Annotated in this window: 17 protein-coding genes; 5 read left to right on the top strand and 12 right to left on the bottom strand. The window is 62.2% G+C overall.

Annotated features, from left to right (window positions below; all coding sequences use genetic code 11):
- Window positions 1-19: 19 nt before the first annotated feature.
- From VGD45_RS33915 to VGD45_RS33905, 3 genes are read right to left on the bottom strand one after another with little or no spacing between them, the layout of a single operon-like run.
- The gene (locus VGD45_RS33915) at window positions 20-2,257 is read right to left on the bottom strand and encodes a molybdopterin-containing oxidoreductase family protein (RefSeq protein WP_331159845.1); all 2,238 of its coding nucleotides are present in this window, start codon (window positions 2,255-2,257) and stop codon (window positions 20-22) included.
- A gap of 11 nt (window positions 2,258-2,268) precedes the next feature.
- Window positions 2,269-2,793, bottom strand: a complete 525-nt coding sequence (locus tag VGD45_RS33910; protein WP_331159844.1) for a cytochrome c3 family protein — start codon at window positions 2,791-2,793, stop codon at window positions 2,269-2,271.
- Window positions 2,794-2,814: 21 nt separating this feature from the next.
- On the bottom strand, window positions 2,815-3,165 hold the full coding sequence (locus VGD45_RS33905; protein ID WP_331159843.1) for a hypothetical protein: 351 nt from the start codon (window positions 3,163-3,165) through the stop codon (window positions 2,815-2,817).
- A 40-nt stretch (window positions 3,166-3,205) separates the two neighbouring features.
- Here VGD45_RS33905 and VGD45_RS33900 point away from each other — a divergent pair, with 40 nt between their 5' ends.
- A complete protein-coding gene (locus VGD45_RS33900) occupies window positions 3,206-3,397 on the top strand; it encodes a twin transmembrane helix small protein (RefSeq protein ID WP_331159842.1) in 192 nt (63 codons plus the stop codon).
- A 5-nt stretch (window positions 3,398-3,402) separates the two neighbouring features.
- On the opposite strand, the gene VGD45_RS33895 is transcribed toward VGD45_RS33900, so the two are convergent.
- From VGD45_RS33895 to VGD45_RS33870, 6 genes are read right to left on the bottom strand one after another with little or no spacing between them, the layout of a single operon-like run.
- Window positions 3,403-4,293: a cytochrome c oxidase subunit 3 gene (locus VGD45_RS33895; protein WP_331159841.1), complete on the bottom strand. Its 891-nt coding sequence runs from the start codon at window positions 4,291-4,293 to the stop codon at window positions 3,403-3,405.
- The gene (locus VGD45_RS33890; protein WP_331159840.1) at window positions 4,290-4,835 is read right to left on the bottom strand and encodes a cytochrome c oxidase assembly protein; all 546 of its coding nucleotides are present in this window, start codon (window positions 4,833-4,835) and stop codon (window positions 4,290-4,292) included. The genes VGD45_RS33895 and VGD45_RS33890 overlap by 4 nt, the downstream gene beginning before the upstream one ends.
- Window positions 4,832-6,445 carry a cytochrome c oxidase subunit I gene (ctaD, locus tag VGD45_RS33885; RefSeq protein ID WP_331159839.1) on the bottom strand — a complete coding sequence of 538 codons (1,614 nt, stop codon included), beginning with the start codon at window positions 6,443-6,445 and terminating at the stop codon, window positions 4,832-4,834. Before ctaD ends, VGD45_RS33890 begins: the two co-directional genes overlap by 4 nt.
- A gap of 10 nt (window positions 6,446-6,455) precedes the next feature.
- Window positions 6,456-7,583 carry a cytochrome c oxidase subunit II gene (gene coxB / locus VGD45_RS33880; RefSeq protein ID WP_331159838.1) on the bottom strand — a complete coding sequence of 376 codons (1,128 nt, stop codon included), beginning with the start codon at window positions 7,581-7,583 and terminating at the stop codon, window positions 6,456-6,458.
- On the bottom strand, window positions 7,580-7,993 hold the full coding sequence (locus VGD45_RS33875; protein ID WP_331159837.1) for a hypothetical protein: 414 nt from the start codon (window positions 7,991-7,993) through the stop codon (window positions 7,580-7,582). The genes coxB and VGD45_RS33875 overlap by 4 nt, the downstream gene beginning before the upstream one ends.
- Entirely contained in the window at window positions 7,990-8,706 is a 717-nt protein-coding gene (locus VGD45_RS33870) for a hypothetical protein (RefSeq protein WP_331159836.1), read from the bottom strand. The genes VGD45_RS33875 and VGD45_RS33870 overlap by 4 nt, the downstream gene beginning before the upstream one ends.
- A gap of 162 nt (window positions 8,707-8,868) precedes the next feature.
- Between VGD45_RS33870 and VGD45_RS33865 the strand changes: the two genes are divergently transcribed.
- Window positions 8,869-9,216 carry a zinc ribbon domain-containing protein YjdM gene (locus VGD45_RS33865; protein ID WP_331159835.1) on the top strand — a complete coding sequence of 116 codons (348 nt, stop codon included), beginning with the start codon at window positions 8,869-8,871 and terminating at the stop codon, window positions 9,214-9,216.
- On the opposite strand, the gene VGD45_RS33860 is transcribed toward VGD45_RS33865, so the two are convergent.
- On the bottom strand, window positions 9,213-9,857 hold the full coding sequence (locus VGD45_RS33860; protein WP_331159834.1) for an HD domain-containing protein: 645 nt from the start codon (window positions 9,855-9,857) through the stop codon (window positions 9,213-9,215). The two genes, VGD45_RS33865 and VGD45_RS33860, sit on opposite strands and share 4 nt — an antisense overlap.
- Window positions 9,854-10,312, bottom strand: a complete 459-nt coding sequence (locus VGD45_RS33855) for a carboxymuconolactone decarboxylase family protein (RefSeq protein ID WP_331159833.1) — start codon at window positions 10,310-10,312, stop codon at window positions 9,854-9,856. The genes VGD45_RS33860 and VGD45_RS33855 overlap by 4 nt, the downstream gene beginning before the upstream one ends.
- A gap of 92 nt (window positions 10,313-10,404) precedes the next feature.
- Here VGD45_RS33855 and VGD45_RS33850 point away from each other — a divergent pair, with 92 nt between their 5' ends.
- Window positions 10,405-11,814 carry a PLP-dependent aminotransferase family protein gene (locus VGD45_RS33850; protein ID WP_331159832.1) on the top strand — a complete coding sequence of 470 codons (1,410 nt, stop codon included), beginning with the start codon at window positions 10,405-10,407 and terminating at the stop codon, window positions 11,812-11,814.
- Between the two features lie 13 nt (window positions 11,815-11,827).
- Here the strand turns inward: VGD45_RS33850 and VGD45_RS33845 are convergent, their stop codons facing one another.
- The gene (locus VGD45_RS33845; RefSeq protein ID WP_331159831.1) at window positions 11,828-12,520 is read right to left on the bottom strand and encodes a cupin domain-containing protein; all 693 of its coding nucleotides are present in this window, start codon (window positions 12,518-12,520) and stop codon (window positions 11,828-11,830) included.
- A gap of 156 nt (window positions 12,521-12,676) precedes the next feature.
- Between VGD45_RS33845 and VGD45_RS33840 the strand changes: the two genes are divergently transcribed.
- Both VGD45_RS33840 and VGD45_RS33835 read left to right on the top strand, forming a co-directional pair.
- A complete protein-coding gene (locus VGD45_RS33840) occupies window positions 12,677-13,024 on the top strand; it encodes a YciI family protein (RefSeq protein WP_331159830.1) in 348 nt (115 codons plus the stop codon).
- A gap of 6 nt (window positions 13,025-13,030) precedes the next feature.
- Window positions 13,031-14,266: an RNA polymerase sigma factor gene (locus tag VGD45_RS33835; RefSeq protein ID WP_331159829.1), complete on the top strand. Its 1,236-nt coding sequence runs from the start codon at window positions 13,031-13,033 to the stop codon at window positions 14,264-14,266.
- Window positions 14,267-14,286: the final 20 nt, after the last annotated feature.

Raw genomic sequence — 14,286 nt, 5'->3', positions numbered from 1 at the left:
CCGCGTTCATCATCACGCTTCATGAGGACACCGCCTTGATCGTCCGCACGATGTTTCGACCCAGTTGGCGCGAGGCGCCGTCGGTCTTGACCAACTTCACGCGTCGCCCGGTAGGCACGAGCTTCACCCGCGTCGCGCTCCACGCGAGCGCGCCGGTCGATGGCTCCATCTCGGGCGCCAGAATCTGAATCGGATTGACACCCCGGCGCTGCGCGTAGCGGCCGTACTCGTCGTGGCCCTGCCCGATCGGCATCGCGACGACGTCCGGCCGGATAGCCGGATAGATATAGACGGGAGCGCTGATGCGACCATGCGCGGATTGCACATCCACCACATCGCCTTCGCTCACGCCGAGCTGTTGCGCGGTGACCGGGTTCAACTCCACCCACGAGCCATAGACCACGCTGGTCAGCGGATCAGGCAGCTCCTGCATCCAGGGAAGATTCGCGCCGCGACCGTCGTGCAAGCCGGTCGACAGATAGGGATGCAGGATGAAGGAATACTCTTCGCTCGCTGCAGAGAACCGTGGCGCTTCGACGTCGATGCCGTCGATGACACGTGGCTCGATGTTCACCGCTGGCGCTGCGCGATGCGCGTCCTGGCCCCACACACCAGCCTGCAACACCGACGTCCAGAATGTTTCAAAGCTTTCTGCGTCGCCGTTCTGCGAACCGCGCTGATGAATCTCGCGCCAGCCTTGCTTGAGACACTCCTCCATGTTCGCCCAGGGCAGCGCGGTTCCGAGACCGACCCGTTGCGAGAGACCCAGGATGATGTCGCCGGTCGCTCGCGTGTCGTACAAGGGCGAGACGACCGGCTGTGAGATCGCGCCGACCGGGAAGCCGACGCCGGGTTCAGGGAAATCGTCGCCCCAACTTTCCAGATACGTGTGACTCGGCAGGACGAGATCCGCGAGCGCCGTTGTTTCATCCATGAAACTCGACAGACTGACGATCAACGGAATGCGGGCCAGCGCTTCTTTGAATTCCGCCGCGGCCGGCAACGCGAACACTGGATTCGTCTTGTTGACGATGAGGACTTCGATCTGGCCGGCACGCGCCTCTGCTGCGAGGTCGAGCATCGTGCGATAGCTGGCATGGCGGCGCGGTGAGTCGACGGCCGGCGGCGGATTGAACACCAGTCCACCTGCCCCGCCCAGATTCCCGGCCAGATAGTTCAGCACGTTGACGGCGATCAGGATGTCGACGCCATTGGTGTGATTGCCCGCCGCGCCACCACCGATTGCAAGGCTGGGTTGCGTTTGCGCGAAGCTGTCGGCGAGGCGTGCAATCGTGTCCGCATCAACGCCCGTCTCGCGCGCCACTCGCTCAGCCGGATAACGCGATAGCTTGTCCGCCCAGCCATCGCGGTCCGGGCCGCGATAGTGCCCAGCGCTCACGATACGGTGCGCGAGCCCGAGCGCCAGCAGACCTTCCGTGCCGGGTCGCGCCGCGATCCACTCATCGGCGGCAGCGCCGCTCAACGACATGCGCGGCTCGATCTGCACGAATTTTCCCCGTACACCGGGCCTTCCCTGTCGACTGTGGGCGAGGCCCAGACTGTGATGCACCGGGGAAAGCCAGTGGCCGAGAAAATCGGCGCCGAATGACAACAGATAACGCGCGTTCTTCAAGTCGTAGTACGGCAGATGTTGCTCGCCAAACAGCCGTTGGTTCGCTTCGTAGAGCGTGCGGGGATGAGCAAAATCGAAGTGCCACAGCCGCTGCGAGCCGAGCTGTTCCATGAAACGTTCGAAGACCATCGCGAGGTGCCCGCGCACGCCCTCGCTAAGAAAACAAATGCGATTGCCACGATCGTTCTCACGCAGTGTGCGCAGTCGCTCGGCGATTTTCGCGAGCCCCTCGTCCCACGTCGTAGGCACGAAAGCGCCGGCGCCTCGGTCGCCCGTTCGAAGCAACGGCGTGGTCAGCCGATCGGGGTTGTACAGCACATGCACGCCGGACTGGCCGAGGCCGCAGAGCCGTCCCTGACTCACCGGATGCGAGGGGTTGCCCTGGATGATTTTTGGACGTCCTTCGCGAGTGCGTACCGAAATTCCACAACCCGCCGGGCACATGGAGCAGACGCTGTTGTACCAGGTGGCGACGCCAGGACTGAACTCTTCGGGCGGGATCGGATACGGAATCAGATGTTCCAGCGGGTGCTTGATCGACTGGGCCAGCATGAAGCCCGCGCCGACACCGACGCTGCCGGCGCCCACCAGCTTCAGAAAATCCCTGCGCTCCAGCTTCGCCATGAGTCGACTCGCTATTTGTGGCAGGTCCAGCAATCCAATCCATGCTCGACGGCGTGCGCCTTGTGACAGTCGAGACACCAACCCATCTTCAGCGGCGCAACCCGCTTCACCCGATGCATCGTTTCGACCTTACCGTGACAGGTCTGGCACGCGACCCCGGCCTGCACGTGACGCTTGTGCGGGAAATAAACAAAGTCCGGCAGGTCGTGCACCTTGATCCAGGGGATAGGCTGCTGGTTCGCCCAGTAACTCATGACCTTGCGGATCTGCGGCCGGTCCTTCGCCACGATGTTGTGACAGTCGACGCACTTCCTGACGCTGGGCACGCCAGCGACGGTCGAGCGCCGCGCCTGGGTGTGGCAATACAGGCAGGGAATCGCGTTATCGGTGGCGTGGATCTTGTGGCTGAATTCGATGGGTTGCCGCGGGCTAGTTCCAGGAAAAAACGCGGCGTTCGCCCAGAAGCCGACCAGCACGCCGGCCAGGCCGGTGGCGACGGTCAACGCCGCCGGCTTCAGCGCTCGCAATGCAGGCACGATGGAAACGCCCACTGTTCCTCACTTCCGCTTCAGCTCACCGCATCGCACTCCCAACGTATCGCCGAACTTGTTACCGAACTCGTGGATCGACTCCGCCACCGACGCGTTCTGCGTGGCGCGCAGATAGGTGTCGGCCATCTTGTGCAACACCTGGTAGAAGAAGGCATTCATGTCTTCGATGGTCATGTCCCGCGTCCACAGATCGATAGCGGCCGTCACCTGCTTCTCGCTGTCCCAAAGTGAGAGCATCATCGACTGGCAGGTCGCCACGCCGCCCGGAGCTTCCGCGGCCTGCCACTGGATGCGCGTCGCCACCTTGTCGGCGTCCAGGTCGACCGTCAGCTTGATCTCGGCAGTTCGTGACGTCATACGCAGCCTTCATGCGATGTAAGTAGACACGGCCACTGCGATGCTCGATCTCTTCATTATCCTGGTCATGCTCGCCATTCTCGTCAGCCTGGGCGCCGGCCTGTTCTTCCTCGTGCGCGACCGCGGCAAGTCGGAACGCATCGTGGTTTCGCTCACGATCCGCGTGGCGCTGTCGGTGCTGCTGCTGGTGCTGCTGGCCTGGGGGTTTGCAAACGAGTTTCTCATGCGCTGAGATCCTCAGAACCAGTAGACGAACGTAAACAGAAACAGCCAGATCACGTCCACGAAGTGCCAGTACCAGCTGGTCGCCTCGAAGGCGAAATGATTTTCCGGAGTAAAGTGCCCCCTGAGCACGCGTAGCATCATGATCGTCATCATGATCACCCCGAGCGTCACGTGAGAGCCGTGGAATCCGGTCAACATGAAAAAGGTCGAGCCGTAAATGCCCGAGCCCAGGCTCAGGCCCAGCTCGCGCCAGGCATGCGAGTACTCGATGGCCTGCAGCGTCAGGAAACAAATGCCGAGTGCGATCGTGACGCCCAGCCATAGTTTCAGACCGAAGCGATGGTTTCTTTTCAGCGCCCAATGCGCGAACGTGATCGTGCCACTGCTGGTCACCAGGATGACCGTGTTGATGAAGGGCAAGCCCCAGGCCTGCATCGCTTCCGAGGCGGTCCCGCCTGGCGTCATGAACAACGGCCACGTGTCGGCGAAATCGGGCCAGAGGATCAGATGCGTTTCCAGCTTGCCGCCAGCGCCGGCCAGCCAGGGCACCGAAATCATCCGTGCGTAAAACAGTGCGCCGAAGAAGGCGGCGAAGAACATCACTTCCGAAACGATGAACCAGAGCATCCCCATGCGGTAGGAACGGTCGAGCTGACGGCTGACCAGCCCCTGCAGCGACTCCCGGATGACCGTGCCGAACCAGCCGAACATCATGAGCGCCAGCACGGCGAGCCCGGTGTAGAAAACGGGCGCGGCGAAACCGAAGTGGGCCTCGCCGGCGACTTTCGCGGTGCTCTGGTGAATCAGCGAGGCCGCGCCAAACGCCGTCAGGAACAGCGCGACCGAGCCGACGATGGGCCAGACGCTGCTATGAGGGACGTAATAGCGAGGGGTTTCGCTCACGATTTCGCGCCTACTGGGAACAAGGTGTACGACAACGTCAGCGTGTGGACCTGCCGCGGCAGATCGGTGCTCACATAAAACCTCACGGGCATGTTCATTTCCGCGCCGGCGTCCAGACGCTGGGGCGTAAAGCAGAAGCACTCCAGCTTGTTGAGGTAGGGCGCGGCCAGACCCGGCGCCACGCTGGGCACGGCCTGTCCGGTCACCGCGGTAGCGGAGCGGTTGCGCACGTAAAAGGTAGTGGTCGCGAGGGTACCCAGACGCACGCGCAATTCGCTCTGCGTGGGCCGGAATTCCCATGGCATGCCGTTGCCAGCCTGCGCGAGAAACTGAATTGTCACCTCGCGATCCGTCGGGGTCCCGGTGGAAGAGATGTAGCTAGCGCGACCGGAGGTTGTGCCATTCAGTCCGGTCCATTTGCAAAAAGCGTCGTAGAGCGGCACGAGAGCGAACGCAAATCCAAACATGCCCGCGGCCAGCGCCAGCAACCCGATCGTATGCTTGCGCCCTTTTCCACCCAGCGCGTTTCGAGTCGTGCTCATGTGCGCAGCCCGTTCGCTTGCTCGACGCTCGCAAGATCCGGCGGCGTCTGGAAGGTGTGGAGCGGCGCTGGTGAAGGAATCGTCCACTCCAATCCTTGCGCGCCCTCCCAGACCTGATCCGACGCCTTGGCGCCGCCGCGGATGGTCTTGATCACGATGTAAAGGAACAGCAACTGGGTCAGGCCGAGCAACACCGCGCCGATACTGGATATCCGATTGAAGTCGGCAAACTGCAGCGAATAGTCCACGACGCGCCGTGGCATGCCGGCCAGACCTGAGAAATGCATCGGGAAGAACGTCAGGTTGACCGCGATGGCCGCGCTCCAGAAGTGAATCTTGCCGAGCCGCTCGTCGTACATGTGGCCGGTCCACTTCGGCAGCCAGTAATACACCGCCGCCATCGTGCCGAAGATCGCGCCCGGATAGAGCACGTAATGGAAGTGCGCGACGACGAAGAAAGTATCCTGGTACTGAAAGTCCGCCGGCACGAGCGCGAGCATCAGCCCCGAGAAGCCGCCAATCGTGAACATCATGACGAAGCCGAGCGCGAACAGCATCGGCGTCTCGAACGTCATGGAGCCGCGCCACATGGTCGCGACCCAGTTGAACACCTTCACGCCGGTGGGCACGGCGATCAGCATGGTCGCGTACATGAACATCAGCTGGGCGGCCAGCGGCATGCCGGTCGCGAACATGTGATGTCCCCAGACGATGAAGGACAGGAACGCGATCGCAGCAGTCGCGTACACCATCGAGCGATAGCCGAACAGCGGCTTGCGCGCGAAGGTCGGAATGATCTGCGAGGCGATGCCGAAGCCCGGCAGGATCATGATGTACACCTCGGGATGCCCGAAGAACCAGAAGATGTGCTGAAACATCACCGGGTCGCCGCCGCCGGACGCGGCGAAGAAACTGGTGCCGAAGTGACGATCGGTGAGCATCATGGTCACCGCCGCCGCGAGCACCGGCATCACCATGATCAGCAGGAACGCGGTGATCAGCCAGGTCCAGACGAACAGCGGCATCTTCATCAACGTCATGCCCGGCGCGCGCAGATTGAGAATGGTGACGATGATGTTGATCGCCCCGAGCACCGAGGAAACACCCATCAAGTGCACGCCGAAGATGAAAAAGTCCGTGCTCGGCGGACCGAACGTGGTCGACAGCGGCGCGTAGAACGTCCAACCGAAGTTCGGCGCGCCGCCCTCCATGAACAGCGACGACAACAACATGGCGAACGCGAACGGCAGCACCCAGAAACTGAAATTGTTGATGCGTGGCAGGGCCATGTCGGGCGCGCCGATCATGATCGGAATCATCCAGTTGGCGAGGCCCACGAACGCCGGCATCACCGCGCCGAACACCATGATGAGCCCGTGCAAGGTCACCATCTGATTGTAGAAATTCGGCTCCGTGAGCTGCAGGCCCGGCTGGAACAGCTCGACGCGGATCACCATCGCCATCGCGCCAGCAATGAAGAACAGCGTGAAACTCAACCACAGATACAGCGTGCCGATCTCCTTGTGGTTGGTGGTCAGCACCCAGCGCGCGACGAATGCTCTGAGGCCGCTCTTGGGCGGATGTTCAGCGGTTGCGGAATGCGCGTGCATGGCTCGGTACTCATCGGGCCGAATATACGGTCAGCGGTTGCACGACGACGCCAGTATCGTTGCCCCAGGAATTGCGCTCATAGGTGATCACCGCGGCAAGGTCCACGTCGGAGAGTTGCGGCGCCCAGGCCTGCATCTCGGTGTCGGCCTTGCCGTTCATCACTCGATTCAGATGACTTTCGATGGGGCCGGTCACGATGGAGCTGCCGGCCAGCGCGGGGTACTTGCCTTGCTGGCCCACACCGTCCGCCTGATGGCACGTCGCGCAATGCTTGAGGTAAACCTGCTCGCCGAGCGGCAGCAGCTCGGCCATTGTCCATTGTTTGTTGCGAGCGGCGATGGCTGCTTGAGATGCGAGCGCCCGCGCCTGCCGTTGACCCGCGAGCCAGCGATCGAAGTCCGCTGCGCGCCTGACTTCCACGACGATCGGCATGAAGGCGTGATCCTTGCCGCAGAGCTCGGCGCACTGGCCCCGGTACACGCCCGGTTTGTCGACTCGCGTCCAGGCTTCATTGATGTAGCCCGGAACCGCGTCCTGTTTCACCCCGAAATCCGGGACCCACCAGGAATGGATCACGTCCCGCGCGGTCGTCAGGAAACGAACTTTCTTATCGGTGGGCAGCACCAACGGCTGGTCCGCCTCGAGCAGGTAGTGCTCGCCCTTCCTTTCCTTGTTATCGATCTGGCCACGCGGCGTGGCGATATGGCTGTAGTAGCCGAAACCCGCCTCGACATATTGATAGTGCCACTTCCACTGCGAAGCAGTGATGAGCACCGTGAGATCGGCGTCGCTGTTGTCCTCAATCTCCATCAGCGCGGACGTCGCCGGGATCGCCATGCCAACCAGGATCAGGAACGGGATCAAGGTCCAGATCGCTTCCAGTCGCGAGTTCTCGTGGAAATGCGCGGGCTCCTGCCGCCTCGAGCGCCGGTGCGCGAAGATCGAGTAGAACATCGCACCAAATACGACGATGCCGACGATGACGCAGACGGTGAAACTCATGTGATGCAGCGCCTGGATGCGCCGGCTCATGTCCGTGACCCCTTCGCGCAAGTCCCACGCGACCGCGCAAGCCTGGCTCGACCATGCGCTGGTCACGATCGAGACGCCGAGAGCATGGAGTTTTGCAATTCTCATTCGCGCCTCAGTTGCGCCACGGTTCGCACCTGAGAATGACCTTGCCAATCGCGATAGCGGACGGCATTCGTGCGTTCGACGCGCCCCTTCCAGTTGCCGCGATGAGCCAGCAGGAATTGTTGCCCGTCGACTTTTGCCTGCCACGGCTCGCCTTTCCAATCGGTGAACGCCAGGCTGACATTGGTATGGCGTTGCCACTTGCCTTCCGCGCGGGGCTGCAGTTCGAATTTGTTACCCCGGATCCAGGCAGTCCATCGCTCGCCGTTCCAAGCGACGAACTCCATCGCCTGTTGCGCCCAGGGCTGCGGAATCGGCTCGGTATCGGTGGTAGCGGTGGCGCTGTACATGAGCCGGGCCGCGACGACGGCGGCGAGAACAGCAGCCAGCAGAGTCAGAACAACCTTGCTCATTGGTCGGAGACGAGCGGCTGCGTGAATAATTTCTCGTCCATCTGAACGTTCACGGCCAGCGACTTCAGCGCGGCCCGCCAGCTTCCATCGGGGCGAGACACCCATGCGGGATACCGGATGCCTCGCTGTTCGACATCCCACGGCCCGCAAATGACGCCGACGTTGTCGTCATGGGCGCCCATGGCATAGGGCTCGCCGCGAGCATCCAGCTGATACCACGCGATTCGAGTGTTCGCTTCATAGACCTCCAGCCTGCCGTTGCGGCCGATCTCGAGTCGAAGCTTGGGATCGCGGACCGCGATCCGCTGCAATGTCCAGTAAACGTGTGCGGTGTAGCGGCGCAGGTCCTGCGCCAGCTCGTCCTCACGCGCCTTTTCGGGCCGGCCCTGCCGATCGAAGTGCCAGATACGGTCGCCGTCGCCATCGATCAGGCGGACCCGTTGCACATCTCGACCGGTGGTGTCGATTCGAAGTCGCGGCTGTAGGTAATCGATGGTGATGACCGCACCGACATCGGTGGGATCGTCTCGCCGGTACTGCTGGGAATAGAAAACGGTGTTGGTCAGGCTGGCCCACACGGGTCGGCTGCCCACCGCCCACAACAAACGCTCGGCCAGGATGTCGGCCTCGCTCATGGACGCAGCGGCCAGCACCGCTGCTGGGTTCAGCCAGATACCCAGCGTCGCCATGAAACAGAGCACTGTGCGGATCATTGGACACATCATTGGAATAGCTCCAGTGTCCACGCTCAGAACCTGCGTGAGGCTTTGATTAGCGTAGTCTTCCGCCGTTGAGGAAACAATCGTCAGCTACGACGCCCGCGAGGGCGCGGCGAGGCATCGCAGCAACCTGGCCTGCTCGCGTATAATCGCTGAATGAGCGACCTTCCCGCCTGCCCCCAATGCAGTTCCAACCTCACTTACGAGGACGCTGCCCTATACATCTGCCCGGAATGCGGCCATGAATGGTCCAGACACGCGGCGCAGGCCCCCGAGCCGGCCGAGCAGTCTCGCTCGATCCGCGATGCCGTCGGCAACGAGCTGCGCGATGGCGACGCTGTGACGGTGATCAAGGACCTCAAAGTGAAGGGTTCGTCACTGGTCGTGAAGATGGGCACCAAAGTGAAGAACATCCGGCTGGTCGACGGCGATCACGATATCGACTGCAAGATCGACGGCATCGGCGCGATGCAGTTGAAGTCGGAGTTCGTGAAAAAAGCCTAGGTCGGAAAGGGCGAGCGCAGGATCAGGCTGCAGAAGTCGCCGCGCCGGAAGGTCGGGTCCTTGAAGGCCAGCACGTCGTCGTTGAAGGTTCCGTAGGTGCTCTGAGGTCGATGCTTCATTCCTTCGTAGAAGGCGTCGATCATGCCGTGTTTGAAGTGCTCGCCGCGAGGATAGGCGGCGATTACCGCCTCGCGCTGCTCATCGGTGAACTGCTCATAGCCGCGCCCCACTACATCCATTCCTGCTCCGGCCTGCACTAAAGCGATCTCCGGCTCCAGGTACTCGGGAATGCCTGGTGTCGTGTGCAGAGCAATCGCGAGCCAGACGCGGTGAATGTCGTTGCCGGACACACCATGCCTGCTCAGAAAATCCCGGGCGGCATTCGCACCATCGACTTCGAAGCGGATTTGGCTGCTTTGATAGTTCCGCGTCAAACCGATGTCGTGAAACATGGCCGCGGTATAAAGCAGCTCCGGGTCGAACTGCAGCCCCTTGCTTTTACCCAGCAACGCGGCCCAGAAGTACACCCGCATCGAATGGTGAAACAGCAGGTCGCCCTCGATATCTCGAATCAGCTGCGTCACTTCGCGAGCCAGGCTGCTGTCAGGCACGCGTACGCCGAAAATATCGTTGCCGCTCACGACGCGCTCCTGACCGCGGCTGGCGGCGCGCGGAAGCTGATCGCCATTCGGTTGTAGAGGTTCATCAGACCGATCGCGATGGTGAGGTCGGCGAGCTGCTTCTGATCGAACACCGCGGCGGCCGCCTGATAGTCGGCATCGGGTACACCTGTCTCGCTCACCCTGGTCACCGTCTCCGCCCAGGCAAGCGCGGCCCGTTCGGTCTCGTCGAACAGAGCACCGCCCTCGCGCCAGGCCGGAACCAGCACCAGCTTTTCGATGGCCAGGCCGTCCTTCAGCAAATCACGCGAATGCAGATCGATGCAGTAAGCGCACCCATTGATTTGTGAGACGCGAAGGTACACCAGGTTGATCAGCGCCTTCGGCAAACCGCTTTGCAAGAGATAACCGTAAACGCCGCCTAGCGCCTTCATTCCGGCCGGCGCCGCGGCGTTGTAGTCCAAGCGTTGAGTCATCACACACCTCCTGAAGCACAGGGATCAGAGTGCTCCCGTGCCAGGTCACAGAAAAGCACCAAGATTGGTGTTTCCGGCTGTACCATCGCGCGATGCCCCTGCGCATCGAGCTCGACCGCGACAAAAGAACGCCGCTCACGACCCAGATCTATCACGCGATTCGGGGCGCGATAGAGAACGGCCGGCTGACGCCCGGCGCGAAATTGCCGTCGTGGCGAGACCTGGCGGCACAGCTCGGCGTCTCTCGAGGCACTGTGCGCGTCGCGTACGAACGCTTGATGGACGAGCAGTTCGCGATCGGCATCGGACCTGCGGGAACACGCGTGGCCGAGCGCCCGCCGCGCACGTCGATACTTGAGCGAACGCCCGAAGCGACACCGCTGCCGGAACTGTTTCACGACTTCGGAACGCCGCCACTGCCCTTCCAGATGGGCGTGCCCTCGCAAGACGCGTTTCCTTTCAAGCTGTGGTCACGCGTGCTGAGTCGAGCGAGCCGAGAAGCATCGGCCGTACCAGTCACTTATCCGGACCCGCGCGGCGAACCGGAGCTGCGGAAGGAAATTGCGGCATACCTCGCCATCGCGCGAGGGTTTCACTGCAAACCGTCTCAAGTGTTCATCACCGCGGGATTCTCCGGCGCGCTGGGGCTTGCGATACGCGCTCTGCAACTCGAAGGCAAGGAAGCCTGGATGGAGGATCCTGGCTTTCCACTCACTCGGACTGCGCTCGGCCTGGCTCGCATGAATGTGAGTGGCGTTCGCGTCGATGCGGAAGGTTTGGATGTCGCCGACGGCGTCCGACGCGCGCCGGACGCGGCGCTAGCGGTTGTGACACCCGGTCAACAGGCGCCACTCGGAATGACCATGTCGCTGCCACGGCGGCTGGCGTTACTGGCCTGGGCCAGGCGCAGCGGCGCATGGATCGTCGAAGACGATTACCTCAGCGAGCTGCAACTGCAAGGCCGGGCCGCTCCGGCACTGGGTTCTTTGGACGAGCATGGACGAGTCCTGCACATCGGCACTTTCAGCAAAACGATCAGTCCGGCGTTGCGGCTCGGGTTTCTGGTGACGCCGCCTGAGTTGGTTTCTCGATTCGGCGACGTTGCGGCGTGCCTTGCGCCCGCGCCAACTGCCGTCGTACAGCGCGCGGTCGCCGAGTTCTTGCGCGAGGGTCACTATCTTCGTCACCTCCGCCGCATGAAACGCATTTACCGCGCTCAAAGAGAAGCCTTGGTCCAGTGCCTGGGGGAGCTCGCATCGGATTCGGTAAAAGTGGAAACGACTGCCGGCCTCGCGGTTGTGACTTTCGTGCCGCCCTCTGTATCGGACATCGACATCGCTCTACGCGCCCTGCCTTTCGGCCTGGCCCCGACACCATTGTCCCCCTGGTCCGTGCGATCCCCTCCACTGCACGGACTGCTGCTCGGCGTGACCAATATCAATGAGACGCGGCTGACTGCGGACTGTCGTCGCTTGGTGGAACTGACGCGACAAGCAAGCTGATCCTCGCGACGCGCTACTTTCCAGTCTCGTCATCGAAAGCGCACACATCGGCGTGCAGTAGCGGCGCCAACTTGTACCAGACACGCGCGCCTTGCGGCTCCACACGAGCGTGAAGCCGTTCGCCTGGGGGAAGGCGTAGCCACGTCCATCGATCCAGCGTCTCGGCTCCATCGGAGAAGGCGCCGCCGAGCACCAGCAGTTCGAGACCACGTGGATTCTCCAATTCGAGCTCCGCGCCGGCCGCCCACTCCTCCAACATGACGCATTCATCCGCTCCTTCGAACAAGGTCAGCGAGGAGCTCACGCCCGAACGCAATCTACTGACTTTGCCTTCGCCAGGAAGGCGCACGATGCGCTCGCGATCGTCCTTTCTGAATTGCCAAAGCTTGACGAAGATCGTGCATCCCGCTTCGGCGCCCGGCGCATGCCCGGTTCCAGGTGGATTGCGCACATAGGTCCCAATCGGAAAGTCCCCCGTCTCGTCCTGGAAAGTCCCCTCCAGCACCAGGAACTCTTCGCCGCCGGCATGGCCGTGTCGGGAAAAGCGACTGCCGGGCGCGTAGCGTACGATGGATGTGGCGCGGGCCTTTTCCTCGCCGATTCGAAACAACATGCGGCGCTCGACGCCCCTGGAAGGACTGGATATCCAATCGAGCCTGGCCGCATGCACGACGATGCGTTTCGAAAGATCAGAGTTTAGTAGCATGGCTCGTCACTCCCGCGGGCGCCGTAGACCACGATCTTGGCACTCCGGGAATATTTTTTCTCCGATTCGCGCGGGGGCATGTCGATTTGAGCCGGGCCCGTTCGTATAGGCAGACCAGACGGTATGGGACCGGCTGTTCTATCCGAGGATAAGACCATGAAGCACTACCTGTTGAGCATCTATCAGCCCGACGGCCCTCCTCCACCGCCGGAGTTTCTCGAACCCATCATGCGCGACGTCAACGAGGTGATTCGCGAAATGAAGGCGGCCGGCGCGCTCGTGTTCGGGGGCGGCCTTTACCCGGCCTCCACCGCCACGGTGTTGACCTTCAAGGACGGCAAGATGCTGACCACCGACGGGCCCTACATCGAGGGCAAAGAGCATCTGGGCGGGTTCGATATCATCCAGGCGCCCGATCTGGACGCGGCGCTCGAGTGGGGGCGCAAACTCGCACGCGCCATCACCTTGCCTATCGAAGTGAGGCCGTTTCAGCACAACGCGTGACGGCGAATGGCGGCGCTCTCACAAATAGATATTGCGCGCACCTTTCGCGAAGAATACGGACGCGCGGTCGCGGTGCTGACGCGCTCGTTCGGCGACATCGATGCTGCCGAAGAGGCCGTGCAGGATGCGTTCATCACCGCCATCGAACGCTGGCCCAGGGAAGGGCCACCTCCGAGCCCCGCGGGATGGATCATCACCACAGCACGCAATCGCGCCATCGATCGCCTGCGCAAGGACAGCTCGCGACATGAGCGGCACGAGCAGGCCGTACTGCTGCAGGCGAATGACCCGCTCGACGAGGACGAATCCGTGCACGACGATCGATTGCGTCTGATCTTTACTTGCTGCCATCCATCGCTCGCGACGAGCGCACAAGTGGCGCTCACTCTGCGACTGCTCGGCGGCCTGACCACCGCAGAAATCGCCAAAGCCTTTCTCGTTCCGGAGGTGACTCTGGCACAGCGCCTGGTGCGAGCGAAGGGCAAGATTCGTGATGCAGGGATACCGTATCGAATACCCGAAGCGAGCGAGCTTCCTGCCCGTCTCATCCCGGTGCTCGCGGTCCTTTATTTGATATTCAATGAAGGCTACGCGGCCACGTCAGGAAGTGATCTGGTGCGCGGTGAGCTGTGCGCCGAAGCCATACGGCTCACCCGTGTACTGTCGAGCGAACTGCCCGATGAGATGGAAGTTCAAGGGCTGCTTGCGTTGATGCTCTTGTCGGACGCCCGCCGCCCTGCGCGCGTGACCGCCGACGGTCAGATGATACTGTTGAGGGATCAGGACCGTAGCAAATGGGACCCGGTAGCGACGGCCGAAGGACTGAGGCTCGTGCAACGCTGCGTGCAATACAATCGACCGGGCCCGTATCAGATACAAGCGGCGATCAATGCGACACACGCCATCGCCGCGAGCACCGCCGAAACGAACTGGGCTCAGATCGTGACTCTCTACGATCAGCTCCTGGCGATACAGCCGAGTCCGATCGTGGCGCTGAATCGAGCCGTGGCCGTCGCGGAGGTCGATGGCCCGCAGACGGCGCTGCAACTGATCGATCCTCTCGTCGTCGATCTCGATAGGTTCTACTTGTTTCACGCGATCCGCGCAGATCTCCTGCGGCAACTCGGCCGCAACGAGGAGGCAGCGGCGTCATACAGCAAAGCCATGGAGCGATGCGAGAACGATGCAGAGCGCGACTTCCTGAAGCGCCGGCTCACGGAGCTGACTTCGCGAGCGGTTTAGGCCGCACCTATACATTGGTG

It is taken from the genome of Steroidobacter sp., assembly GCF_036402275.1.
In the GTDB taxonomy this organism is placed as follows: domain Bacteria; phylum Pseudomonadota; class Gammaproteobacteria; order Steroidobacterales; family Steroidobacteraceae; genus Steroidobacter.
Note: the sequence above shows the minus strand (reverse complement) of the source record. Positions and strands in the feature narration are given on the sequence as shown.